Annotated in this window: 15 protein-coding genes; 6 read left to right on the top strand and 9 right to left on the bottom strand. The window is 68.8% G+C overall.

The window, feature by feature from the left end; all coding sequences use genetic code 11:
• Positions 1-121: 121 nt before the first annotated feature.
• The 3 genes from G4D83_RS02105 to G4D83_RS02115 form a co-directional block, all read right to left on the bottom strand.
• On the bottom strand, positions 122-1,072 hold the full coding sequence (locus tag G4D83_RS02105) for a ribose-phosphate pyrophosphokinase (protein ID WP_163862060.1): 951 nt from the start codon (positions 1,070-1,072) through the stop codon (positions 122-124).
• 45 nt (positions 1,073-1,117) lie between these two features.
• Positions 1,118-1,417, bottom strand: a complete 300-nt coding sequence (gene spoVG, locus G4D83_RS02110; RefSeq protein WP_046715132.1) for a septation regulator SpoVG — start codon at positions 1,415-1,417, stop codon at positions 1,118-1,120.
• 133 nt (positions 1,418-1,550) lie between these two features.
• Positions 1,551-1,928 carry a DUF5658 family protein gene (locus G4D83_RS02115; RefSeq protein ID WP_420826613.1) on the bottom strand — a complete coding sequence of 126 codons (378 nt, stop codon included), beginning with the start codon at positions 1,926-1,928 and terminating at the stop codon, positions 1,551-1,553.
• 204 nt (positions 1,929-2,132) lie between these two features.
• Between G4D83_RS02115 and G4D83_RS02120 the strand changes: the two genes are divergently transcribed.
• From G4D83_RS02120 to G4D83_RS02140, 5 genes are all read left to right on the top strand, one after another.
• A complete protein-coding gene (locus G4D83_RS02120) occupies positions 2,133-2,732 on the top strand; it encodes a thymidine kinase (protein WP_163862062.1) in 600 nt (199 codons plus the stop codon).
• Positions 2,733-2,777: 45 nt separating this feature from the next.
• The gene (locus G4D83_RS02125) at positions 2,778-3,593 is read left to right on the top strand and encodes a uracil phosphoribosyltransferase (RefSeq protein WP_163862065.1); all 816 of its coding nucleotides are present in this window, start codon (positions 2,778-2,780) and stop codon (positions 3,591-3,593) included.
• A 13-nt stretch (positions 3,594-3,606) separates the two neighbouring features.
• The gene (hpt, locus tag G4D83_RS02130; protein ID WP_163862068.1) at positions 3,607-4,140 is read left to right on the top strand and encodes a hypoxanthine phosphoribosyltransferase; all 534 of its coding nucleotides are present in this window, start codon (positions 3,607-3,609) and stop codon (positions 4,138-4,140) included.
• 232 nt (positions 4,141-4,372) lie between these two features.
• A complete protein-coding gene (gene aqpZ / locus G4D83_RS02135) occupies positions 4,373-5,203 on the top strand; it encodes an aquaporin Z (protein WP_163862071.1) in 831 nt (276 codons plus the stop codon).
• Positions 5,204-5,329: 126 nt separating this feature from the next.
• Positions 5,330-5,989, top strand: a complete 660-nt coding sequence (locus G4D83_RS02140; RefSeq protein ID WP_240356100.1) for a LysE family translocator — start codon at positions 5,330-5,332, stop codon at positions 5,987-5,989.
• Between the two features lie 20 nt (positions 5,990-6,009).
• On the opposite strand, the gene G4D83_RS02145 is transcribed toward G4D83_RS02140, so the two are convergent.
• The 6 genes from G4D83_RS02145 to G4D83_RS02170 form a co-directional block, all read right to left on the bottom strand.
• Positions 6,010-6,684, bottom strand: coding sequence for a site-2 protease family protein (locus G4D83_RS02145; RefSeq protein WP_163862074.1), 675 nt, complete (start codon positions 6,682-6,684; stop codon positions 6,010-6,012).
• 52 nt (positions 6,685-6,736) lie between these two features.
• Positions 6,737-8,146, bottom strand: a complete 1,410-nt coding sequence (locus G4D83_RS02150; protein ID WP_163862077.1) for a hypothetical protein — start codon at positions 8,144-8,146, stop codon at positions 6,737-6,739.
• Between the two features lie 94 nt (positions 8,147-8,240).
• The gene (locus G4D83_RS02155) at positions 8,241-14,276 is read right to left on the bottom strand and encodes an FG-GAP-like repeat-containing protein (protein ID WP_163862082.1); all 6,036 of its coding nucleotides are present in this window, start codon (positions 14,274-14,276) and stop codon (positions 8,241-8,243) included.
• Positions 14,277-14,774: 498 nt separating this feature from the next.
• Positions 14,775-15,785, bottom strand: coding sequence for a ribonucleotide-diphosphate reductase subunit beta (locus G4D83_RS02160; RefSeq protein ID WP_163862085.1), 1,011 nt, complete (start codon positions 15,783-15,785; stop codon positions 14,775-14,777).
• Positions 15,786-15,945: 160 nt separating this feature from the next.
• Entirely contained in the window at positions 15,946-18,447 is a 2,502-nt protein-coding gene (locus G4D83_RS02165) for a ribonucleoside-diphosphate reductase subunit alpha (RefSeq protein WP_163862088.1), read from the bottom strand.
• Positions 18,448-18,899: 452 nt separating this feature from the next.
• The gene (locus G4D83_RS02170) at positions 18,900-19,718 is read right to left on the bottom strand and encodes an IF-2 protein (RefSeq protein WP_163862091.1); all 819 of its coding nucleotides are present in this window, start codon (positions 19,716-19,718) and stop codon (positions 18,900-18,902) included.
• A 104-nt stretch (positions 19,719-19,822) separates the two neighbouring features.
• Between G4D83_RS02170 and G4D83_RS02175 the strand changes: the two genes are divergently transcribed.
• Positions 19,823-26,065 (top strand): methyltransferase domain-containing protein, encoded by a 6,243-nt coding sequence (locus tag G4D83_RS02175; RefSeq protein ID WP_163862095.1) that lies wholly within the window; start codon positions 19,823-19,825, stop codon positions 26,063-26,065.
• Positions 26,066-26,088: the final 23 nt, after the last annotated feature.

Genomic DNA, 26,088 nt, shown 5'->3' on the forward strand with positions numbered 1-26,088 from the left:
GGCATCCCGCCCCAGTGGCGGGCCCCGAAGACGGCGCCGCGAAGGGGACCGTTGGAGGAGGCCGGACATGCCAGCCCCCGGCCAGGGAGTCAAGTCGCCCGGTGGCCGGGCGCTTTGCTTCTCAGACGAACAGCGAGCTGAGCGAGTCGGCCCGGTGGATGCGGGCAATGGCCTCGCCGAAGAGGCGCTCGGTGGTGAGCACGCGAATCTTCGAGCACGCCTGCGCCGCGGCCGACAGCGGCACGGTGTCCGTGAAGACGACCTCCTCGAGCACCGAGTCGGTGATTCGCTGGATGGCGGGCCCGGAGAGGATGGGGTGCACCGCGTAGGCGACCACGCGGCGGGCGCCCTTGGCCTTGAGCGCCGCGGCGGCCTGCGCGAGCGTGCCGGCGGTGTCCACCATGTCGTCCACCAGGACGGCGTCCTTGCCGGCCACGTCACCGATGAGGTTCATCACCTCGGAGGCGTTGGGGCGCGGACGGCGCTTGTCGATGATGGCCAGGCCCGTGTTCAGGCGCTTGGAGTAGGCGCGCGCGCGCTCCACGCCTCCCGCGTCCGGCGACACGATGACCAGCTCCTGCGACTCCGGGAAGCGCTTGCGCAGGTCCTCCAGGAACACCGGCGAGCCGTACAGGTGGTCCGAGGGGATGTTGAAGAAGCCCTGGATCTGCCCGGCGTGCATGTCCATGGAGACCACGCGCTCGGCGCCCGCCACTTCCAGCAGGTCCGCGACGAGCTTCGCCGTAATCGGCGTGCGCGGGGCGACCTTCCGGTCCTGCCGGGCATACCCGTAATACGGGATGACGGCGGTGATGGAGCTCGCGCTCGCCCGCTTCAGGGCGTCGCAGATGATGAGCATCTCCATCAGGTGGTCGTTGGTCGGCGGGCTCGTCGACTGGAGGATGAAGACGTCGTGGCCGCGGACGTTCTCTCCAATCTCGACGTGGATTTCACCGTCGGAGAAGCGCCCCACCTCCGCCTTGCCGAGCGGACGCTTGAGGTATTCGCAGATTCGGTGAGCCAGGCCGGGATTCGAGCTCCCGGCGAAGATCTTGAAGTCGCGCGGCTGCATGATGGGCCCGCTGACTAACCTGGACACGCGCGGATGTGAAGGACGTTAGTCGAGATCTGCTGGCATCGGACCGAGCATCCCTGCTTGCGCCTGATGGAGGTGCCGCTCGTACTCCATGAGAATGACACGCTCCATCTGGCTGCGTGTGTCCGCGTTGAGCGGGTGGGCTATATCCTTGTACGTCCCATCCTTGCGCTTCTTCGCCGGCATCGCGATGAACAGCCCCGAGGAGCCGTGGATGACCTTCAGGTCGCGAATGACGAAGCAGTGATCCAGGGTGATGGTGACGTACGCCTTGAGCTTGTCCTCTTCGACCGGAAACACCCGGACGTCGGTGATGTTCATGGTCCCCCCCCGAACCCGAAAGGTCGGAGCTGGCGGGAAGCCTGGGACATACCGGGTGCAAAATGCAAGGGTATGGTGAAGGAGAACCCTCACCATTGTTCCACTCGCTCACAGTCCAGTGAGATGGGAGGGACTACCCAAGGGCTCCTGGCCAGTGCATGACCAGGTGGGTCAGAAAAGCCAGATGGTAGACCACGATGATGCCGTAGATGACGGCGCCCGCTCGGATGGCGATGCGGCTGGCGCGCAGGCGCCGGTGCAAGCACAAGAGCCACAGGCCGGTGTTCACGATGAGCAGCTTGGCGAACATGAAGAAGAGCGGTGACTGCTCGTAGGCCAGACGCATGAGAGGGTTGAGCTCCTCCGCCACGCCCAATTGCAGGAAGAGCAGCGTGAAGAGCCCGTCCATCAGGTTGAGCATCAGCAACGCCACCGAGGCGGGCGACGCATAGAAGGAAGCCATTCCACCGCGGACCGCGCCCCGAACCTGCTCCATCGTCGTCGTCGCCACGCCCTGCCTCCCAGTCCCGACCTTCCGGGGGCGTTCCCTTTCAAGTGGCTTGCCAGCGCCCGGACGGGCCGAGGAAGGGCGGGCGGGCAAGCGGGCGGAGGCGTGCCCGGGGGCCCCGTCACGAGGACGCGGTTGGCGGTTGACTCCCGCGGGGGGGTGACAGAGTATCCGCGCCCCTCCGCCCCCAGGCCAGGCGAGCGTCCCTTGCACCAATTCCCCAAAGATATCGGGTGGATAGAGGTCATTTGCGGTTCGATGTTCTCCGGCAAGACGGAGGAGTTGATCCGCCGCGTCCAGCGCGCCGTGTACGGCAAGCAGAAGGTGCAGGTGTTCAAGCCCCGCATCGACAACCGGTACGACGAGACGCAGGTGGTGAGTCACTCGAAGCATCGGGTGACGTCCACGCCGGTGGAGCGGGCTGAAGAGATTTTTTACCGGTTGGAGCCCGACACGCAGGTGGTGGGCATCGACGAGGTGCAGTTCTTCGGCGCCGAAGTCGTCGCGGTGGTGGAGGCGCTGGCCAACAAGGGCCTGCGCGTCATCTGCGCGGGACTGGACCAGGACTACCAGGGCCGTCCCTTCGAGCCGATGCCGCAGCTGATGGCGGTGTCGGAGTACGTGACGAAGGAGCTGGCCATCTGCGTGGTTTGCGGCAATCCGGCCAATCGCTCCCAGCGCATCGTCTCCAGTGGCGAGCGCGTGGTGGTGGGCGCGGCGGGCGCGTACGAGCCCCGCTGCCGCAAGTGTCACGTGCCGGAGCCCACCGAGGGCACGCCGCCGCAGACGCTCGAACTGTTCGACTGACGCCGTTTCGCCCGCGCGCTACAGGGCACGAGAGGAACCGACCGCATGCGTGACACCCTGTACGCGAACGTGCCCTTCCGGTTGAACGAGATGACCCACCACTATGGACCCCGCGTCCACCTGGTGGGCAATCCGTTCCTGCTCTCCCAACTGGCCACCTTGTGCGCCAAGGGTGTCATCCAGCCGCAAGTGAACCGGCTGGTGGAGACGCTCTACAGCGACCTGGTGAAGACGGTGGTGAACGCGGAGTTCCCGCGGAAGATGGTCAGCCTGCCGACACGGATGATCGACTCCACCCCGCAGGGGCTCTACCAGGGCGAGGTCATCGACCCGCATGTGCGCGTGGTGACGGTGAACATCGCGCGGGCGGGCACGCTGCCGTCGCAGGTGACGTACGACCTGCTCAACGCCACGGTGGACCCGTCGGTGGTGCGGCAGGACCACATCATCATGAGCCGCATGATTGACGCGGCCGAGACGGTGGTGGGCTCGCAGATTGGCGGCGCGAAGATTGGCGGCGACGTGGATGACGCGCTCGTCCTCTTCCCGGACCCCATGGGGGCCACGGGCGGCAGCCTGTCTACCGCCATCAAGCTCTACAAGGAGAAGGTGCCCGGCACGCCCCGGCGCATCATCACCCTCAACCTCATCGTCACGCCGGAGTACTTGCGGAAGATGACGACGGACCATCCGGACGTGGTCATCTACGCGCTCCGGTTGGACCGTGGGCTGTCTCCTCCAGAAGTTTTCGGCACGGCGCCGGGCGCGCTCTGGGAGAAGGAGCGCGGCCTGGATGACCGGCAGTACATCGTCCCCGGTGGCGGCGGCTTCGGGGAGATCATGAACAACGCCTACGTGTAGCGCGGAGGAAGCCTTGGCGTTCTACGAGCAGGAAGTCGGCGTCCATATTTCCGAGGAGAAGCTGCAGGCGCGCGTGCGGGAGCTGGGCGCGCAAATCACCCGGGACTACGCGGGCAAGGAGCTGACGCTCGTCTGCGTGTTGAAGGGCTCCACGTTCTTCGCCATGGACCTGGCGCGGGCGGTGGACCTGCCGTTGACCCTGGAGTTCCTGGGCGTGTCCAGCTACCAGGGCGGCACGGAGACGACGGGCGAGGTGCGCATCACCACCGACGTCAGCAAGCCGATGGCGGGCAAGCACCTGCTCATCATCGAGGACATCATCGACACGGGGCTCACCATGAGCTTCCTGTTGGAGAACCTGCGGGCCCGGCACCCGGCGTCGCTGAAGCTGTGCTCGCTGTTGGAGAAGCCGGCGCGGGCGCGGACGAAGATCGACATCGACTACAAGGGCTTCGTCATCGAGGACCTGTTCGTCGTCGGCTACGGGCTGGACTTCGGGGAGAAGTACCGGAACGTGCCATTCATTGGCGTGATGAAGGGCAAGTAGCCCCCGAGTCGCCCCCGGCCGCGCGGGAAGTGGGTCGCCTTCCCGCCGGCTCGTGAATCAAGGGTGGCGGAGTATCGAGCGCCTTGCGTGGATGCCGCTCTCCAGGCGTGGAGCGCGGTTTCCCGTTGTCGTCGGCCCGGGCATGCGCAGCGTCCCAAGTGGGACTGTTTGCGCCGCGAGGCGCCGGACGCGAGTGCTCGTGTCCTGGTGCGTGCGGCGGGAGAGAGTGCGCATGCGTTCAGCGACAGACAAGAGACTCCCCGCCGCATCAGCGGCCGGGGGCATCAATGATGGGATGCGGCGGTACATGGCGGAGTTCATCGGGACGTTCGTCCTGGTGCTCGGCGGCGTGGGAGCGGCCGTGCTGGCGGGGGACCGCATCGGTTTCCTGGGCGTGTCGTTCGCCTTCGGCCTCTCGCTCCTGGCCATGGTGTATGCGATTGGGCCCATCTCCGGCTGCCACGTGAATCCAGCGGTGACAGTGGGCTTGTCGCTGGCGGGCAAGTTCGAGAACAAGCACATCCTGGGCTACATCGTCGCGCAGTGTCTGGGGGCCGTGCTGGCGGCGGGCGTGGTGCTGCTCATCGCCAAGGGCGTACCGGGCGGCTACCAGGCGTCGGTGGCGGGGCTGGGCTCGAACGGGTACGGCATCGCCTCACCGGAGGGCTATGGCGCGGGGGCGGCGTTCCTCGCGGAAGTCATGCTCACCTTCCTGCTCGTGTTGACGGTGCTGGGCGCGACGGACGCGAAGGCGCCGGTGGGCTTCGCCGGCCTCGCGATTGGTCTGGTGCTGACGCTCATCCACCTGGTGGGCATCCCCGTGACGAACACGTCCGTGAATCCGGCGCGCAGCCTGGGGCCGGCGGTGTTCGCGGGTGGGCAGGCGCTCGGGCAGTTGTGGATGTTCATCATCGCGCCGCTGTTGGGCGCGGGGCTGGCGGCGGCGGTGTACCGCACCGTGTTCAGCCCGGCGGGCGCCATCACCGCTCGCACGGCCGAGCGCTCGCTGGATGTCGAGCGCAAGGAGCGTGTCGCTCAGGACCACACCCGCTCGCCGGTGTAGGGACCAGGGCATCTGCTTCGCGTGGACGGGCCTCGCTCACCAGAGCAGGGCTCGTCGCGCGAGGGCCCCCTGTTGGTGACTTTCGTGGGGGGGCTTCCGGGGATATACGAGGGGTGGGAAGGGGCCGTGCCTTCCCGACGAAAGCCCTTCGACATGCTCTTCGAGCCGACGCGCCTGGTGGCTTTTCTTCTCGCGGGACTGGCCCTCAACCTCACGCCAGGGCCCGACACGATGTATGTGCTGGCCAGGAGCATGGGACAGGGTCGCGCCGCGGGCTTCGTCTCCGCGCTGGGCATCTGCGTCGGCTGCCTGTTCCACATCGCGGCGGCGGCCTTGGGACTGTCGGCGCTGCTGGCGACCTCGGCCATGGCCTTCCTGGTGGTGAAGTGGGTGGGCGCGCTCTACCTCGTGTGGCTGGGCGTGCGGATGCTGCTCAGCAAACAAGGGCCGGAGGCGGTGCGGGGACTGCAGCCCGCGAGCCTGTGGCGAATCTTCCGCGACGGTGTCGTCACCAACGTGCTGAACCCGAAGGTGGCCTTGTTCTTCCTGGCCTTCCTGCCGCAGTTCGTGGACCCGACGCGAGGCTCCCCGGGCCTGCAGTTCGTCCTGCTCGGGCTCTTGTTCGACGTGACGGGGACCTTGTGGCTCGCGTTCCTCGCGGGCGTGGCGGGCGCGTTCGGAGGCTGGCTGCGGCGCAACCCGCGCTTCGCTGCGTGGCAGCAGCGGGTGACGGGGGGCGTCTTCGTCGCGCTGGGCGCACGGCTGGCGCTCCAGGAGCGCTCCTAGCCGGCGCCACGTCGCTGCCTTCAGCGGAAGATGGCGGCGCCGAACAGGTAGAGGGAGTAGCCGACCCAGGGCAGGAGCACGAGCAGCGTCACGAAGTTCAGGCCCGCGGCCCAGACGGGGAGACGCGAGCGCTGGTGCCGCCAGGGGAGCGCGAGCAGCGAGCCCCCCGCGAGGATGGGCATGGGCAACAGGTTGATGGCGGCCACCTTGGCGCTCGCAAGGCCCCAGGCGCGGAGCAGTTCTCCGTCGCGCAGCAGGGCGACGAAGCCGTCGATGCGGCCGGGGAGTCTCGAGTACTGGAAGGGGACGGTGAAGCCGGTGAAGAACTGGCGCAGTCCCTCGCCGGCGCCGAGGCACGCCATGGCGACCCCGACGAGGAGGGCCCAGGGCAGGAGGATGGTGGCCATGTGCAAGACGACGTGGAGCCGGTGGAGGCGGTTCTCCACGGGGGCCTCCGTGGATGCATCGTCTGGCGGTCCGTCGAAGCGCACGGCGCTGACCAGGGGGATGAGCGGATGCACGGCCCACTGGATGCCGCCCAGTGACAACGTGATGAGGCGAGGGCCAGCGCCCAGCTTCACCAGGGTGGGCCTGACGCCGAACGAGCTGGCCACCGCCGCCTGACTCAAGGCCCAGAGGGCGGTGACGGCGTAGGCGAGCATCCAGAGCCAGAAGAGCAGGGCGGCACGTTCCATGGGCGTGCCCCCTGTCTATCACGTGGCGCTGGAGGGGTTCACCGCGCCGGGGTCAGCGGCAGGGGCTGGAGATGTCCGTCGCACTCACCAGGTTGATGCTGATGGAATTGCTCCCCGAGCGAGTGGGATAGGCAATCCTGTGGTTGCGCCCGGTTCCCTTGGGATTCGCGAACGCCGCGAGCCGGTAGGTCAGCGCTTCCCTGAAGGTCACGCTGGGGTTGGAGGCCACCACGCTTGCGCTGAAGCGCCAGGCCGAGACGGTCTCGATGGTGAAGGAGCTGCGGGCCAGCGAGGACAAGGTCTTGACCCGACCGCCGTAGCCGCCGTCGTACATCATGGACCACCACCGACCGAAGTCCTCGGGCGGGTCGTTCTGGGAGTTCCAGAAGTCGCGGTGGTGGACGCGCCACCGTGCGACACCGGAGCTGTTGCTGCTCTGGTTCAGGAGCGCCCAGGCCTCGATGGAGCGTGCTGTCGGGCCGTGCGCCGCGGACCAGTAGTTCGGGACGCAGCTCCCCTCCTGGACGTACTTCACATGCAGGGGCATGGAGATCTGCGCGCCGACTCCCGGGCCATTGGTGGTCCCCGGGCTGCTGTTGAGCAACGCCACGTTGCGGTTGTTGGTGCACTCTGTATGCAGGTCGAACTGCCAGAAGCCCTTGGCATTGTCGACATTCACCATGAACGTGCCGGGGCTGAAGGTGGCTTCTTGGACGCGGATGACGACGTAGTCGACGCTCGTCTTGCCATTCTCCCGGTACACGTAGAACGAGCTGGTGAAGCCATACTCGATGTCCTGGGTTCTTCCGCTCGCAGCCGCCCAGTCGTCGTAGTTGGTCAGGCGCGAGCTGAAACTCCCGTTCAGCGTTCTCATCCCATACATGACGCCCGAGGGAGGAATCAGCCCAGGGCCTCCCACCGAGCGCGGGGTACGTGTCCGGTGCGATTCGAGCAGCGAAGCCCAGTCGCGTCGCGGGCCCTCTTCGTCGCGCGCGAGGACAGGCGGTCTGGCTTGGGTGGCCGCCGATGGCCTTCCAGTGGAGGGCGCTCCGTCGCCATCACCCCCTTCCTGGACCTGAGCGTCTTCGACGTGCTCCGCGCCACCGAGAGCGGTGATGGAGTAGCAGGAGGGGGTGGCGGCGGCCATGTCACGTGAAATCATCAGGGCCGTGGCCTCGCCGTCGACCTGGCACCCGACGATGCCCGAAAGCGCCTGGTGGGCCGCTGCGTCGGGATGGCTGAGCACCAGCATCTTTCCCGCGTCCAGGGCGGTGCGCAGCAGGGACTCGTACTGGTCGGGCTTCGTCGTCGCGCAATCGACCCAGAGGACCTCGGCGTGCTCCAAGCCGTCCTTGGCGTTCTTGACGGAGACCTCACCCACGTCCTTCAGCGCGTTGAAGTCCTTTCCTGTCGCGGCCCCGGTGAAGAGGATTCTTGGTTTCGTCCGTGTCGTCGATTCCATATGTGCATGTCCTCCACGTCGTGAAACTGCAACCAGGCCCCGACGGTCCACCCGCCGTGGCCACAACAGGCTCAGCGAATGACGTCCGTCGGGTTCACTTCATCCCGGGCAGGAGGAACTGCTCCGCGTGCAGGTAGCTGAACGTGTACCCGAGCGACGTGCCGAAGGTTCCCCCCAGCGTGAGCGCGACGAGCTTGCGCATGCCCTCCATTTCGAGCTGCATCGTCGGCCCTCCCGCGACGTTGTAGGACGCCCGGCGCAGGCCATCCGCCAGGCCATCCAGGTCATCCAGCGAGCGGGCCACGCGGCTGAGCGCGGCCTTGCCGCCAGAGGCCACCACGCTGCCCAGCGCCCCCGCCGCGCCGCCGAACACCGCGGCGAACGTGAGGTCCGCGCCCAGGGGCGCGCCCGCCACGGCGTTGCCAATCACCTGGCTGGCCATGCCGGACACCACGCCGCCAATCAGGTCCGTGCCCGCCCTCAGTCCAACGTTGAGCAGGCTCCGGCTCGCGAGGTTGAGCCCTGTCGCCGCCAGCTCCCCCACCGCCGAGAAGCCTCCGGCGATGGCGCCCGCCGCCGCGCCGATGCCCACCTGGGCTCCCCAGTCCGCCCAGCTGAACTCCTTGCCGGTGGCGTTGGTGCTGATGTTGTACGCGAGCCCTCCCAGGCCCGCGCCCACCAGCCCTCCCACCGCCATGCCCACGGCGAACGCGGCGACTCCCTGCATGCCCGGGACGAACGACAGCGCGATGCCTCCGGCGATGAGCGCGATGTCCACCGCGTAGGAGACAATCTGCTCCCAATTCTTGGAGAACCAGTCGGGCAGCGTGTTGGTGAAGAAGTTCTTGATGCTGCCGAACAGGCCGAAGCCCGACGGGTCGATGAGCGTCATCGGGTCATTGAGGACGTAGGCGTAGCGGTTGTACGCCCCCATGTGGTCCTCGGGCGCGCCGAGCTGCGTGTCGGCGGTGATGAAGCCTCCCAGGAGCGGGCTGTAGTAGCGCGAGGACGCGTAGTAGAGCCCGGTGCTGTCCAGCTCCAGCCCGGAGTACTTCCGCCGGAAGTCGTCGCTGCCCGAGCGCAGGCGTGGCGTTCCGAACGGGTCGTAATCCATGGCGCTCGCCACCTGACCCCGCTCGTCCGTCACCAGCGTGGTGCTGCGCGTGTTGTTGACGTGGAAGTAGCGGGTGCCCGGTGCCGGCACTCCCGTCTGTCCTCCGGGAGATGTGCCCGACTCCACGACGGTGACGGACGCGACGAGCTGCTCGCCATCCATCAGGTAGCGCGTGTGCTGGCGCGCGCCATTGGAGAAGGCCACCACCTCGTAGCAGGGCGCGACGTAGTACGTGGTGAGGTCAGGCTCCGCCTTCTTCAGCCGCCGTCCGTCCTGGTCATAGGAGAAGCGCACCTCGCCCACCTGCTGGAGCCGGCGCTCGCCGTCGTAGCCGAAGTGGGTGGTGAGGCCCTGGTAGCGCAGCTCGACGAGGCTGCCGTTGGCGTCGTAGCGCGTGTGCAGCGCGTCCGAGCTGGAGGGGGAGAAGCCGCCAGAGATTTGATGGCCCGTGCGCTCCAGCGTGAGGCCCGCCTTGCGCGTGAGGCTGCAGGCGCCGTCATAGGCATACTCCTGAAGCCCGTAACCGCCGCCCTGCGCCTTCAGCAACTGGCCCAGGGTGTCGTAGGTGAACGTCTGGTTCTGGGGAGCCTCCAGCCTGTCTCGGATTGCGCCCACCTGCCAGAAGGCATCCCACTCCAGGGTGCTCGCCGCCACGGGCCGCTCGTCCTGGCTGAAGACATCCTGGGTCAACAGGTGGCCGTCCGGCGTGTACGTCCAGGCCGTCCTCACGCCATTGCCATACCGGGCCACCGCTGGAGCGCCGGTGGGGGTGAAGTCAGACTGGACCAGGTGCTCCTTGGCGCCCTCGGTCATCTTGAGCAGGCGTTGGAGCGCGTCGCGGTGGTAGAGCACCTCCGTCCGGGCGGCGTCCGGATAGACGATGCGGGAGAGCAGCCGCGTGGGCGTGAAGTCCTGGCCCAGCACGTACGTCGTGCCCTCCAGCGTCAGCTTCACGGACGTGGTGTTGCCCTCCGTGTCATGGCCATACACATACGCCGTCCCGTCGGGCAACTGGACTCCCGTCAGGAGCCCGAGCGAGTGGGGACTGCTCTGGTCATCGTAGGTGTAGTCCGTCCGCTCGCTGCCCACCTGCTTCGACACCATGCGCCGGAGCGCGTCGTGCCGGAAGGTCGTCACCAGTCCGGCGCCATCGGTGTGGGTCCACTGCCGTTGCTCGTCCTGGTACGCGTAGCTCTCCCGCGTGAAGGTGGTGCTGCCCGAGCGGGTGGTGATGGCGGAGTGCCGGTCCAGGCCGTCGTAGGAGAACGTGGTGTCCACCTTGGGGTCCGTCGCGCTCAAGCGTCGGCCCGCGGCGTCGTAGGTGAAGCGGGTGGTGTTGCCCCGGCTGTCCTGCAGCTCCTCCAGGCACTGCGCGTCTCCATGGAAGCCGTGGGTCAGCGTCCGGGTGCGTGGCTCCGGGGACGTGGCGCCCTCGGTGAGCACGACGCGGTTGGCGCGCGGGTACTCGTAGGCGGTGACGTTGGGGGAGGTGCCCGCGCCGGACGTCTCACGGCGCACCACGCGCTCGTATTCGTCGTAGGACAGGGCCTGGGCCCGCTTGGGCGTATCTCCGCTGAAGTAGGGGAGCGACTGCTCCACGGGCTGGTCATGCGCGTCCAGCGCCGTGTCCTCCAGGATGGCGCGGCCCACGAGTCCGCCGCTCTCCATGCCCTGGTTCACCGTTCGCGTGACGCGGCCGAAACCGTCCACGTACTCCGTCCTCACCGCCCAGACGTCGCGATTCCACTCCTGGCGCGTCAGCGTCTTGCGGTGCTTGCCGGTGGCGTCCTGGCCGCGCTGGAAGCGCATGGTCGCCACGAGCGAGCCTCCCGGCCCCACGCGCTGGGTTTCCACGGGGCGGCCCAGCCCGTCATGCTGGTGGACCTCCCTGCCGCCATTGGGTTGCGTCTGGGAGACGAGCACGCCGGTGGCGGCGTCGTACTGGAAGTCGACCTCCAGCGCGCGTCCCGACGCCGTGGCGGGAAGCACGCGTTTGCTCGGAAAGGTGCGCCAGGTGGCGTCGTAGACGTGCGTCACCGCGCCCTTGCTCGGGTCCTCCATGCGCGTCTGGTTGCCCCAGTCGTCGTACTGGTACGAGTAGACCTGCCACGTGTCCCCGCTGCTCCAGCGCGAGTGGGTCTTCACGTCCCAGGTCGACTCGTCGAACGTCATGCGCTCCCAGCGCAGCGTCTCGTTGCCCGCGGGGTCGGCGCTGAGCCGGCGCTCCTTCAAGAAGCCGAAGCGGTGCTTCTCCACGTCGTTCTGGAAGGTCTGCCGGGTATGCAGGGGCGCGGACGGGGCCCCGGTGGTGCTCTGGGTGATGGACGTGGCGTTGCCGTAGTCGTCGTACTGGAACGACTTGATGCGCACGCAGTCCGGCGTGTCCGTGGCGGCGAAGGTGTAGAGCTTCTTGCGCACGCTGGTGGTCTGGAGCTGGTAGACCCCCGCGCTCGCCGGGGTGCTGTAGTCGTATTCGGAGCGGACCATCAGGGCCCGGTCCGACGCGCGCCGCACCGTCTGCGTCCGCACCGCGTACGTGCGTGGGAACTCCTGGTGGTAGCGCGTCTCCGTGAGCACGCCCGCGGGGCCCGTGTGAGGGTCCGACTTGCTCCATGCTGCGAAGCCCAGCCACCCCCGTCCCTGGAGGTTCAGCCGGGCCCCCGCGTACGTGAAGCCGTGGGAGTAGCGCTGCGTGGACGAATAGACCTGTGTGTAGGCCGACACGACGTAGCGTGGGTACTGGACGCTGCGGGAGGCGAAGCTCATGCCCACCGTGCCCGCCTGGCTGCCCGGATTGGCGGCCAGCGCATACGTCGCCCCGGGGAGCTGGTTGTTGAAGAGCGCCTGGGTGTCGACCTGCTCCTGGCCCGGTGGCTCGCGGGTGTAGACAGCCGGGTCGGTGAGGGGCTTGTAGGACAGCTCGAAGCGGCCCCCCAGGCCGTTGGTGATGGTGGAGACCAGGTCGGGGTACTCGGGGGTCGCCGAGAGCAGGTGGGCCGCGCCGGAGCCGTCCACGTGGAGGAGGTCCGCCTTGCCCACGCCCGTCACTCCGAGCGCGGCGGTGGACTCGCCCACCGCGACAAAGGCGGGCACCTGGGACACCTTCGCGTGGTAGCGCAGCGTGCCGGCCTCGTTGAGCAGCACGGCGACGCGGCTGGGGTTCGACGAGCCGTCGCGTTGGTGTTCCCCGACGATGACCAGGTCGTCCTTCCCGCTGCCGGTGACGTCGGCGGGCATGAGCTGGGGAATGGTGGCGCCGTACTTGAGCCCGGTGCTCCCCAGGTCCTGGAGGACGAAGCCCTTGCCCGTGTTGTGCAGGGCTCGCAGGTGAAGGGTGGTGCCGTCTGTATAGGGATTGAGGAGATCCACCTGCCCGTCGCCATTCAGGTGGATGGGGATGAGGCTGCCACCCCAGGGCACGCGGGTGCCGGAGGGCAAGAGGGGTGTGCTCTGTTGTTGGAATCCCTTGCGCTCGGCGTCCGCGCGCAGCCAGGTGAGCTTGAGGAAGCCCCCGTCGTTGGAGGCGTGGACCAGGTCCGTCTGTCCGTTGCCGTCGACGTCCAGGGGCATCAGGTGCCCGCCGAAGGGGAGCGTCGTCGTCGTGGGGCCGTGGGAGGAGGGCGCGAAGGCCCTGCCATTGGAGTACAGGACGTCCAGCTTGAGCTGGGCCGCGTTGTTGGTGGCGTAGACCAGGTCCGTGCGGCCATCGCCGTCGACATCCAGCGAGTGCAGCCGTCCTCCCCACAGGAGGCTGTCGGGCCCCGCCCCATGCACGGCGCCTTCGCGTACCAGCGTCCAGCGGCCGTTGCGCTCGGTGGCCTTGAAGAGCGTCAACCCCAGCCTGCCGCCGTTGTTGGCCGCGTAGAGCAGGTCCATGTGGCCGTCGGCGTCCACGTCGAGCGGGCAGAAGGTGCCGCCCCACACCATCGACGCGCCGCCCAGGTCCACCGGATGGGGGCCCTCCAGCCCGTTGCGGGTGGACAGGTAGAGGTCCAGCCGGAGCTGCTGGCTGACGTGGTAGGCGTGCAGCACGTCCGTGAGGCCGTTGCCGCTGACGTCCATGGGGATGCGCAGCCCTCCGGGCATGTTCTTGCCCAGCGAGCGCGAGGGTTGGAAGACGGTGGGCTCGCTTTCGGCCTGGCCCTGCCATGCGAAGGTGGTGCGGGGCAGGGAGGTGTCCCGCGCGTCCGTGGCAACCGACTGGAGCAGGGGACGCCGGGTGGACTTGCTGGGCTGGAAGTCGAACCGATACGTGCGGACGAGGACGTCATCGACGAAGGTCTGCACCTGCGAGAGCAGCCGGGCCATGCGGACGGGGTGGCCGCCCACATAGGCCGTGGTGACGTCCTGCCGGTTCGTGTAGCCGAAGCGGACCTGCCGCTTCTTCGCGATGGGGCTTTTGACGTTGTCCGTGTATTCGATGACCTTCGGATAGTGGGCGTTGTTCTGCGCGTCGAGCTCGTACGTCACCGTCATGAAGTTGCCGTGACGGTCCGTGACGCGGTTGAGGGACCAGAGGCGGATGGAGGGCACGGTGCTGGACGCGGGGACGCGCGAGTCCACGGTCGCCCCGTATTCCCATGTCTGTCCATCCCGGGTGAGGACGGTGAAGGACTGGGGGCCTCGCTGAGAGTCCCACCCCGAAGGGTAGTGCGGGGTCACCTTCCGCCACGTCTGGATTTCCGTGGAATAGGTTGTCTGGGGTTGCCCGTAGGCGCCCGAGACGGCCATCAATCGCTGTCCATCCAGGGTGAAGCGGTCGTCCAGGTCATAATTGACGGAACCGTGCCGGCCGTCCTGCGCGACGGTGCGGCCCGCGCGGGTGATGGAGGACAGCCCGCTCAGGCCCCACCCGACGCCGAGCAGCCCGTCGCCGCCACCGCTGTTGTAGGCGATGCCCAGGGCGGGAGCGAGGCCCGCCGTGCCCGGGGGGACCTTGAGCTCGAAGGCATAGGAGGTGCCACCGTCCTTGTCGACGCTGAACTGGTCCGTCAGTCTTCCGGTGCTGTCTGCCATTGTCCGCCCCCGTGTTTCGCGTGAAGCTCCGCCGTCGGCGTCCCCACTCCGTCAAGGGGGGCGCCGCATGGCCAATGCAGACACCGCCGCGGACCGCGCGCGGCGCGTGCTGGGATTCCATATGGCCAGAAGACCTGGCGGAGTCGGTTTCTTCCCCAGAGCCCAGACGCAACGTGCGTCCATTGGATGGGTGGGCTTGGAGTGGGCGGGAGTCTGGTTTGGCGGGTCAGCGAAAGTCGAGGCAAAGATTGTCAGCCGGGACCTTCGTACGTGGAGAGTGTTTCCCACCAACCGCGTCTGCCGACAGGACGGGCGAGGACACGGGCGGCGTCAAACGCGCGCAACGCGTCTTCCTCAGGGGAAGTCCTTAGGGAGAGGTTCGAACCGCTCGGCTTCCGGGCGGTGGGGCGAGAGGGAAATCGCCGCCACCTTCTACCGGGACGAGTCGTCCGCGTGACACGGAGGGCGAGCCCATGAAAGAGGGCCCGCCCGGGGACTTCAGAACGTGGCGTCGAGCACCACGTCGTTGGCCGCGCCCACTCCCACGGCGACCTGGTAGGCGGACACGCGGCGCTCGAAGAAGTTGGTGAGCTCCTGCACGTCCTGCAGGTCCATGAAGGACAGCGGGTTCTTCGTGCGGAACACCGGCGTCAGCCCCAGCATCTGCAGCCGCTGGTCCGCCGTGTACTCCAGGTAGCCTCGCATCTCCTGCACGGAGAGGCCCGCGACGCCGCCGCTCAGGAGGTCCTGGGCGAACTGCGTCTCGCACTCCACCGCCTCGCGCAGCATCGCCTCCACGTCGCGCTCCATCTTCGCGTCGAAGAGGTCCGGCTCCTCCTTGCGGGCCACGGTGATGCACTCGTAGGCGAAGGCCATGTGCGCGCTCTCGTCGCGGAACACCCAGTTCGTCCCGGCGGCGAGCCCGTTGAGCAGGCCCTTGCTGCGCAGGAAGTACACGTAGGCGAAGGCCGCGAAGAAGAAGAGGCCTTCGATGCAGCCCGCGAAGCAGATGAGGTTGAGCAGGAAGGCGCGGCGGTCCTCCTTCGTCTTCAGCTCGTTCAGCCCGTTGATGCTGTCCATCCACTTCATGCAGAAGCGCGCCTTGCGCTGGATGGAGGGGATGTTGTCGATGGCGGCGAACGCCTTCGCGCGCTCGGCCTGGTCCGGCACGTAGGTGTCCAGCAGCGTCAGGTAGAACTGGACGTGCAGGGCCTCTTCATAGAGCTGACGCGACAGGTACATCCGCGCCTCGGGCGCGTTGATGTGCTTGTAGAGGTTCAGCACCAGGTTGTTGCCGACGATGCTGTCGCCCGTCGCGAAGAAGGCCACCAGCCGGTGGATGAGATGTCTCTCCGCATCCGTCATCTTCGAGCGGAGGTCGACGATGTCCGTGGAGAAGTCGACCTCCTCGACCGTCCAGGTGTTCTTGATGGCGTTCCGATACATCTCGAAGAAGACCGGGTAGGCCATCGGTCGCAGCGTCAGATTCAGTCCGGGTTCCAGCAGCATGGGCGCGATCCTTACCATGCTCGCGAACGCGTCCAAGCGGCTCTCGCGGCGATTCCTCCGGCCATCCGCCCACGTCTCAACAGCCCCTGAAAACAACAAAGCGAGCACGCGTTTTCACGCGTGCTCGCCAGGACGAAAAAATCAGTGAATCAGGAGTTCTCTACTGGCACGCCTCGCACGCTTCCGGGTTCTCCAGCGAGCACGCCACCGCTTCGGCGTCCGTCACCGGCGAGGCGGACGCGACAGGGGCGGGCGCGGACGGCGCGGGTGCACTCGCGGTGCTGTTGCCCACCGTCGCCTTGGCGATGCGCGTGGCCGGGCGGGAGCGCATGTAATACGTCGTCTTCAGCCCCTTCTGCCATGCGTAGAAGTACATGGAGGAGAGCTTGCCGATGTTTGGCGTCTCCACGAAGAGGTTGAGCGACTGGCTCTGGTCGATGAAGGCGCCGCGGTCGGCCGCCATGTCGATGAGCGAGCGCATGGGCAGCTCCCACGCGGTCCGGTAGATGGCGCGCAGGTTCTCCGGCAGCTCATTCAGGTCCTGGATGCTGCCTTCCGCCATCTTGATGCGATTGCGCACGCCCTCGTTCCAGATGCCAATCGCCTGGAGGTCACGGACGAGGTAGCGGTTCACCTGGAGGAAGTCGCCCGACAGCGTCTCGCGCTTGAACAGGTTGGACACCTGCGGCTCGATGCACTCGTAGCAGCCGGCGATGGACGCAATCGTCGCGGTGGGCGCAATCGCAATCATCAGCGAGTTGCGCAGGCCGTGCTTCACGATGCGAGCGCGCAGCGCATCCCAGCGCGCCGTGTCCTCCGGCGTCACGCCCCAGCTGTCGAACTGGAGCTCGCCCTTCGCCGCCCGCGTCTCCGGGAAGGAAGGATGCGCGCCGAACTGCTCGGCCATCTCGCACGACGTGGTCAGCGCCGCGAAGTAGATCTCCTCCGAAATCTTCCGCGACAGCGCGCGGGCCTCGGGGGCGTCGAACGGCAGGCGGAGCTGGAAGAAGACGTCCTGCAGGCCCATCAGGCCCAGGCCCACCGGACGCCAGCGGCGGTTGGAGTCCGCCGCCGTGGGGATGGGGTAGAAGTTCAGGTCGATGACCCGGTCCAACTGCTTCATCGCGAGCTGGGCGTTGGCGCGCAGGCGCTCGAAGTCGAACTTCCCGTCCGCCACCAGGCGGCCCAGGTTCAGCGAGCCCAGGTTGCACACCGCCGTCTCACCCTGGCTCGTCACCTCCAGGATTTCGGTGCACAGGTTGGACAGGTGGATGACGTTGCCGGGCAGGCCCGTCTGGTTGCTCTTGCGGTTGCTGATGTCCTTGAAGGTCATCCAACCGTTGCCCGTCTGCGCCAGCGTCTTCATCATCTTGGCGTAGAGGTCGCGCGCCTTCACCTTGCGCATCGCCAGGCCGGAGCCTTCCGCCTCGACGTAGGCCTTCTCGAACGCCTCGCCGAACAGGTCCGTCAGGTGCGGCACCACCTTGGGGTCGAACAGGCTCCAGTCGCCCTCCGACTCCACCCGCTTCATGAACAGGTCCGGCACCCAGTTGGCCAGGTTCAGGTTGTGCGTGCGGCGCGCATCGTCACCGGTGTTCTCACGCAGCTCGAGGAAGTCCTCGATGTCCGCGTGCCACGTCTCCAGGTACACGCAGCAGGCGCCCTTGCGCTTGCCGCCCTGGTTCACCGCCGCCACTGACGCATCCAGCGTCTTCAGCCAGGGGACGATGCCGTTGGAGTGGCCGTTGGTGGAGCGGATGAGCGAGCCGCGCGCGCGCACGCGGTGGTAGCCCACGCCGATGCCGCCGGAGAACTTGGACAGCATCGCGATGTCCGAATACTTCCGGTAGATGGCGTCCAGCTCGTCCGTCGGCGAGTCCAGCAGGAAGCAGCTGGAGAGCTGCTCGTGGCGGGTGCCGGAGTTGAAGAGGGTGGGGGAGCTGGGCAGGTACTCCAGGGAGCTGAACAGCCGGTACAGCTCGATGGCCTCCTTCGCGTTGTCGCCGCTCAGCGCGCACGCGACGCGGAGGAAGAACTCCTGCGGCGTCTCCAGCACCTCGCGCGTCTGCGGGTTCTTCAGCAGATAGCGGTCGTAGACGGTGCGCAGGCCGAAGTACTCGAACAAGTCGTTGCGCGACGGGTCGATGGCCGCGTTGAGCTTGCGCGCGTTGGCCTGGACGAACTGGAGCAGCCGGTCCGCGATGAGGCCGTGCTTGTGGCCGGCGGCGACGGACTGGCTGAAGGAGTGGATGTCCTGGTTGCTGACCTCCTTCTGGATGAAGGTGGCCAGCAGGCGCGCGGACAGGCGCGCGTACTCGGGCTCCTCGACGATGAGGGCGGCGGCCGTCTGGATGGAGAGGCTGTCCAGCTCGCGCGTCGTCGCGCCGTCGTAGAGGCCGGAGATGGTCTTCGTGGCCACGCGCATCACGTCCACGCGGGACAGCCCCATGCAGCTCTTGCCCACCGCGCGGACAATCTTGTTCAGGTCCACCGGCTCGGCCGTGCCGTTGCGCTTGCGCACGCGCATCGTGGTGGGGGCGAACTCGCTCTGCGTGGGCTCCGCCACGGGCGTCACGCTCGCGGTCGGCCCGGGTTGGGCGTGGGTGGCGGGCGGGACGGGCATCGGCGCGGGGGCGGGCTTCACGGGCGTTTCGAAGTTCACGAGCGGCTCACTCCAAACGAGGGCAATGGCGTGGCCACGAGGACAAGCGAGGAGCTTGCCCTGGGAGGGGATTCCCGGGCCACCAATAACTGCACGGATGTGTAGGGGGAAGGCCCGCTTTACTGGCGCGGGCCTACGGTCTCGAGGATACCCGGAGGCTCAGGTGACATGCGGGGTAGACTGCTGTGTGTAAGGACACCACAACCCCTCCCTGAGCCCCGTGGGACGCCGCCAGACGAGTGGGGCGTCGTCGACCGGGCACAAGGTATTGGGGGCTCCCGTTGGTGTCAACGCGAGATCTAGTGCCTGAGTAGGTCCGTCCTTTGCAATCTATGATCGATCTCCAACGCCCCGCATCACGTTCTGCTCATGACAGTCGGTGACGAACTGGAGGACACTCCGTGTCAGGGGCGTGGAATCGAACCTGGGAGGACGGGCCCCCCGGACCCTGCTCAGGGAGTCGTGCCCGAATCCATCCCCGAATCCACCGGCGGCGTCGGGGTGGCACCCTCCGTGGGGGCCTCCGGCGAGGTCGGTGTAGGTGCGGGTGGGGGTGACTGGACAGGGGGCTCGGGAGGCATCTCACGGGGCGTCTCCTGGGGTCCACTCAAGGTGTGGACGGCGCGGCGGAGGGCTTCCTCGAGCGCGCGGGCGGGGGGCGCGACGGTGGAGAGCATCTGGTTGGCGCTGCGCGCGTGGCGGCTCTGGCTCTCCGCGGCGAGCTTGAGCTGGGCCAGGGCGTCGCTGACGAGCCTCCGGGCATCCTCGAGCTTCTGGCGGGCCTGGAAGTAGGCCACCTCGGTCATGAGCCGCTGGAGGGTGAGGCGCTGCTCCTCGGTGACGCCGGAGAGCTTCTCCGCGCGGCGCAGGTAGTACAGGCCCTGCTCCACCTTGGGGGGCTCCTCGGAGGCGATTCGGGGGCGGGCCATGGACTCCAGGAGCGGGAAGAGGGCCCGGTCCAGTTCGTCACGCTCGGTGAAGCTGCGCAGGATGAGGGAGCCGACGTCCTGACCTTCCAGGGGGATGGGGGCGTAGGCGTCCGCCAGACGGGGGTCTCCGGGCCGGTAGGGGACGGAGCCCATGGGGGCCATGCGGCCCTTCATCACCACGAGCTGGCTGTCCACGGACGCCAGGGTGAAGGTGCGTGAGTTCAGCTGGGACAGGAGGAACACGACTCCGCCGCCCAGTCCGAGAATGAGGAAGAAGACGAGCAGCCTGATGAAGGTCCGCCGTGCCCGATAGCCAAAGCCCTGCTGTGCTGATCCGTTCATGTCGCCTGCTCTCCTGACGTCCGGGCGCCGGGCTGATTTCGGCCCCTGGCGCTTTCCTTGGGGTGCGGAGGCCCACGGCTATACTCCCACCCCCGAACACACCCATGCATCACACATTCCGTCGCATGGGGCCCAGTGAACTGCTGCCCCGCTACATTTTCGCCGAGAGCCTCTTCGCGCGTCGACGCGTGCTGGAGGTCGACGCGGTGGCCTCCACCGGAGGAGAGAGCGCGCGTTTCCTGCTGGAGCGGGGAGCCCGGGCTGTCGTCGCCTGTGACGAGGACATCAAGGCGGTGCAGGCCGCGCAGAAGGCGCACGGTGGGCCCACGCTGCGTTACCGCGCCAACATCTACGACGACTTCGAGCCGGGCAGCTTCGACGTGGTGCTCGTGGCGGACCTGGCGCCGTACGTCCGGGCCCCGGAGCTCCTCGCGGAGCTGGCGCGGCTGGTGGCGAAGCAGGGCTTCCTCGTGGGCGGCCTGCGCAACGTGGCGGGCCTGGCGCTGCCGCAGCTGGTGGAGGCGGAGGAAGGCAATGTCCCGCCCACCTACGGGCTCCTGCTGGATGCGCTCAACGTGCACTTCCCCCATGTGGAGGTGGCCACGCAGTCGCCGGTGCTGGGGTACCAGCTCGCCTTCGAGCGGGGCGAGGGGCTCCAGGTGGACGGCTCGCTCGTGGAGAACGGCGAGGCGGCGTACTTCGTGGTCGTCGCCGGGCAGGAGCCCGCGCGCTCGGTGGACCCGACCTGGGTGCAGCTCCCGCCGGAGCCGCTGGCCTTCACGCGGGGCAAGCTGGACGAAGTCGTGGCGCGCGCGAAGTCCTGGGAGGAGCGCAGCGCGCGGTTGAAGGAGTCGCTGACGCGGCTTCGCACCGAGCTGACGGACCGTGAGGCGGAAGTCGCCTCGCTCAAGCCCGTGCTGGAGGTGACCCGGGACGAGGTGGCTCGGCTCACCGCGCAGTTGGAGCAGGCGCGGGGCACGCCAGAGTCGCAGCGCGAGCGGGATGACCTGGCGGGACGGCTGCGCCGACGTGAGCTGGAGCTCCAGGTCGCGAGCGAGCGGCTGGGCGATGCGGACCGCCGTCTGGCGGCGCAGCGTCTGGAGGTCGAGGCCGCGCAGCGAGTGCAGGCGGAGGCCGGGGTCCAGGTGCTCGCGGGGCAGGAGTCGCTCCGGCTGGAGCGCGCGCGCCGCGAGGAGCTGTCCACCTCCCTGGAGGAGGCCCGTGAGCGGCTGACGCAGACCTATACCCAGGTGCGTGAGCTCCAGGATGAGCTGACCACGCTGCGCATCGACCGGGAGAAGGACCGGCTCCTGGCGGAGCGCGCCGGAGAGCAGTCCGAGGACCGGCGTCGCGCGGCGGACGCGGCCCGGGAGCGGGAGCTGCGCATCGCCGAGCAGTACTCGTCGGCCCTGGCGGCGGTGGAGCATCTGAAGGACGGCACGGCTCGGGCGGAGGAAGCCGCGCGCGATGCCGTGGCGGCCCTGTCCGTGCGGGAAGCGGAGCTGGCGCGCGCGGCTCGCGAGCTGACGGAGGCGTCCCTGCGGGTGTCGTCGGCCGAAGGGGCTCGACGGGACGCGGAGGAGCGGCTGGCGGCGCTCCAGGCCGAGGGGCGTGGTCAGGAGACGGAGCTCGTCGCCGCGCGGGAGCGGGAAGCACGGCTGCGGGCCGAGCTGGAGGCGCTGACGGAGGGCGAGGCGTCCGCTCGCGCCACCGCGCGGAAGCTGGAGGAGGCGCTCCACGAGGCCGGCCAGCGAATCACCGCGTTGGAGGAGGAGCGCGCTCGCGTGGAGGCGGGGCTGACGGGGGCCCTGGAGACGGAGCGCTCCGGACTTCAGGCCCGGCTGTCGGCGCTGGAAGGCGTGCTGGAGTCGGAGCGCGTGCGCGCGGAGGCGCTCGCGGACGAGGCTCGCACCGAGGCCGCCATTCGCGCGGAGACGGAGGCGCGCAAGCTGGAGCTGGAGGAGGAGCGCCAGGCGCTGGTCCGCCGTGTGGTGGAGCTGGAGGCCGAGGTCTCCACGCTGAGCCGCTCCCGTCGCGAGGAGGTCGAGCGCGCGGAGGAGCTGGCGACCTTGCTTCAGTCCGTGCAGTCGGACCTGGAGACGGCGCACCAGGAGCGGGACGCCACGGCGGCCCTGGCCGCTCGCGTGGGCGGAGAGCTGGACCAGGAGCGGGAGTCGCGCGCCGCTGTCGAGGACGCGCTGCGCGTCTCACGCGGCAAGCTGGAGAGCGCGGCACAGCGGCTCGTCGAGGCCGAGGCCACCCTGGCTCGGACCCGTGAGGCGGTGGATGCGGAGGTGGAGCGCCGCGCCGCGCTGGAGACTTCGCTGGCGGAGGTCCAGGCCACGCTGGAGGCCGAGCGCGCTGGCCGTCTGAAGTCGGGCTCCGCGCTGGAGACCCTGCGCGCGCAACTGGAGACGGAGCAGGAGCGTCGGGAGACCGCGGAGGCCGCGCTCACCGAGGCCCAGGCGGGACTCGCCGAGGCACGACACGCGCTCCACCAGTCGAAGGAGGCGCTGGACGCCGAGACGGAGCGCCGGGCCCGTTGGGAAGCGGCGCTCGCGGACGTTCAGGTCCAGTTGCAGGACGAGCTTCAGCGACGCACCCGCGCCGAGGAGGCGCTGGCGGAGGCTCGAGGACAGCTTCACGGAGAGGGGCAGCAGCGGACCCATGTCGAGGGGACGCTGGCGGAAGCGCAGGCGCGCCTCCAGGCCGAGGCCGAGCGTCGGAGTCGTTCCGAAGCGACGCTGACGGAGGCTCAGGCCCGCTTCGAGGCGGCGCTGGCTGATGCCACCGTCCGTCTTCAGGAAGAGGCGGAAGCCAAGGCGCGCGTCGAAGCGACGCTGGCCGAGGCACAGGCTCGCATCCAGGAAGAGAGCGAGGCGAAGGCGCGAGTCTCCGCGATGCTCGCCGAGGTACAGGCTCGGAGCGAGTCGGAGGCCGAAGCGAAGGCGCTCGTCGAGACGGCACTGGCCGAGGCACAGGCTCGGGGCCAGTTGGAGGCTGAAGCGAAGGCGCGGGTCGAGGCGGCGTTGGCCGAGGCCCAGGCCAGGAGCCAGTCCGAGGCCGAGGCCAAGGCGCGCTTCGAGGCGGCGCTGGCCGAGACGCAGACGCTCCTTCAAGGCGAGACCCAGGCGAGGGCGCGAGTCGAGACCTCGCTGGCCGAGACCCAGACACTCCTCCAGGACGAGACCCAGGAGAGGGCACGAGTCGAGGCGACGCTGGCCGAGACGCAGGCCAGGAGCCAGTCCGAGGCCGAGGCGCGGGCGCGTGTCGAGACCGCGCTGGCCGCGGCCCGGAGCCGTGGTCACGAGGATGGCGAGGAGCGGGCGCGCGTCGAGACGGAACTCGCCGAGGCCCGGACCCTGCTTCAGCTCGAGGCCGAACAGCGCTCACTCGCCGAATCGACGGTGGCCGAGGCACGAGCCCGCCTGCTGGCGGAGACCGAGGAGAAGGCTCGCGTCGAGGCCTCGCTGACCGAGGCTCGCGCACGGCTCGAGGAAGTCGAGGCGCTGCGGACACGCGCCGATGAGGCGCTGACGGAGACCCAGGTCCGACTCCAGGCGGAATCGGAGCATCGTGCACGGGCCGAAGCGGCTCTCGTCGAGGCCCGCGAGGCGTTGGCCACGGAGCGCGAATCCCGAGGGCAGGGTGAGGCCCAGGCCCAGGCGTCTCTGTCGGAGGCGCGCCAGTCTCTCGCTTCCGAGCGTGAGGCGCGCGAAGCCCTGGCGGCCGAGCTGTCCGAGACCGTCACCCGATTCCAGTCGGAACTCGTCTCGGAGCGCGAAGGTCGGGCTCGAGTCGAGACCGCGTTGACGGCGGAGCGTGAGGCGCTGAGCGCGGCTCGCGCGGAGCTGGAGACCGAGCGGCAGGAGCGCAGTGACGGCGAGGCCGGACTGGCTCGCGTACACGAGCGGCTGGAAGGGGAGCAGCGCGCGCGCGCCGAGGCGGAAGCTTCGCTGGCACGCACGCGTGAAGCCCTGGCCACTGAAGAGAGGGTGCGCGCGGAGGTCGAGTCGTCGCTGACGCGCACTCGCGATGCCCTGTCCGCTGAGTCGACCGCCCGCGCGGTGTCGGAATCCGCGCTGGCGACGGAGCAGCAGGGCGCGGAAGCGGCACGTGCCGAGCTGGCCCGGGAGCGGGAGACGCATGCCGAAGCGCGAGCGGCCCTTCAGTCCGAACGCGAGGCGCTGGCCCAGGTGCGTGCCGAGCTGGCGGCCCGCGAGCAGGCCCTGACGGAGCTGCGCGAGGCCTCCGAGTCTCGCGAGCAGGCGCTGCGCGCCAGCGTGGAGCGCCTGGAGGGTGAACGCGCCCAGGCCGAGGATTCGGCGCGGGAGCTGCGGACGACCCTGGATGCACGGCTGTCCGACGCGGAGTCCATGGGGGCGCGACTGGCGTCCGTGGAGCAGGCGTTGGGCGAGTCGGAGACGGCGAAGCGCGCGGTGGACGCGACGCTCTCCGAGCGGGAGTGGGCCCTGCAAGAGCTTCAGGCCCAGGCCACCGCACGTGAAACAGAGCTTCGGGAGAGCCTGCGGACGCAGGAAGCCACCGAGGCCACGCTGGAGACCACGCGCCAGGAGGTCCTGGACCTGCGTGGCGAGCTGACGCACCTGGCAGCGGCACGTCAGGAAGTGATGCGCCTGGGCATGGAGCTCCAACGGGCCATGGCCGCGCTGCACGACCGGGGGATGCACCTCTCCCGACTCGATGCGGAGCTGGTGGACGCGAGGGAGCGACTGGTCGCCCAGCGCGAGAACGCCGAACTGCTCATGGTGCAGCTCGAGACGGCGCGGCGCTTCGCGGGCAAGGCCACGGCGATGGAGAGCTCGCTCGAAACCGAGCGGGCCGCGTTGGAGAGCACCCGCGCGGAGCTGGCGCGAGCCACCGAGTCGGCGCGAGTGGAGCAGGAGCGCTCCACGAGTCTGGATGCGCGGCTGCGAGAGGCCACGGAGGCGCTGGAACAGGCCCGCGCGGATTGGGAGGCCCGGTTCGCGGACCTCACCGCGCATCTCGAACGTCAGCGCACCGAGCTGGAGTCCAGCCACGTGGAGAAGGTGGAACTGGAGGCTCGGCTCACGCAGACCGTGGAGCGGTTCGAGGCGCAGCGCTCGGCCCTGGCCGCGCTGGAGGCTCGACTCACCGAGACGGACACACAGCTCCAGGCACACCGCGCGGAGCAGTCCGCGCTGGATGCGCGCCTCACGGAGACCACGTCGCAGCTCGAAGCGCAGCGCGCCGAGCGAGCGCAAGTGGAGGCTCGGTTCACGGAGACGACGGCACTGCTGGAGGCACAGCGCACGGACAGCGCCGAGCTGGCGTCCCGGCTCGAAGCGGAGCGGATGACCCAGGCCACGCTGGCCTCGCGCCTCGCGGACACCGAGGCCCGCCGCGCCGAACTCGACTCCCAGCTCTCCGCGCTCCAGGCTCGCGCCGAGGCGCTGCGTGAGGAGCACATCGCGAAGCTCGCGGAGGCCACCACCGACTTCGAGTCCCGGCGTACCGCGCTCGAAGCCCGCCTTTCCCAGTTGGAGTCCTCCACGACGGAGAGCGCCACCGCGCTCCAGGCGCTTCAGGAGCGTCTGACCCGCGCCGAGTCCGAACGGGAGCGTCTCCAATCGGACCTCACCGTCGCCCGGGCCGCCCGCGTCCGACTGGAAGGCCGCATCACCGCCCTGGAGACCGCCTCCACGGACGCGGTCCGCCTGCTCGACTCCGAGCGCGCCGAGCGCACCCGTGCCTCCGAGTCGTTGGAGGAGGCCCGCCGCCAGCTCGCGCAGCGCGACGGCACCACGTCCGACCGACTCACCACGCTGCGCACCGAGCTGACGCGCCTCCAGGAACAGGCCCAGGCCCTCACGGCCGAGAAGCAGGACCTCCTCAAGGACCGCTTCGAGCGGGAGCGCCTGGAGCCGCTCGTGAAGGAGCAGCAGGCCCGGCTCACCTCCCTGGAGGCCGAGCGCAACGATTTGCTCAAGGCCACCGAGGAGCTCAAGGCCGCCTCGCAGACCGATGCCGTCCTGGAGATGGCCGCGGAGATGGAGCAGCTCCAGTCGGAGGTGGACTCGCTCCAGGAGAAGCTCCAGGCCCAGGAGACGGAGCTGGGAGCCCTGCGCCGTCAGGTGGCCCGCGCCGGCGGCAACCCCGTCCAGGACATCTACGAGCGCGCCAACGCGGAAATCAACGCGGTGAAGAGCGAGCTGTCCCGGCGCACGGGCGTGGCGCTGACCCCTCCGGGTGGCATCCCCGTCCGGGCTCCCACCATCCCCCAGGTCAAACCCCCGCGCACCGCCGTGCCCGCGCTCGACATGCCCGACCCGACACCTCCGAAGAAGGCGGACGAGCGCGAGTGACGGACCACCGCTAGGATTGCGAC

Origin of the sequence: Myxococcus eversor, assembly GCF_010894455.1 — a bacterium.
GTDB lineage: Bacteria > Myxococcota > Myxococcia > Myxococcales > Myxococcaceae > Myxococcus > Myxococcus eversor.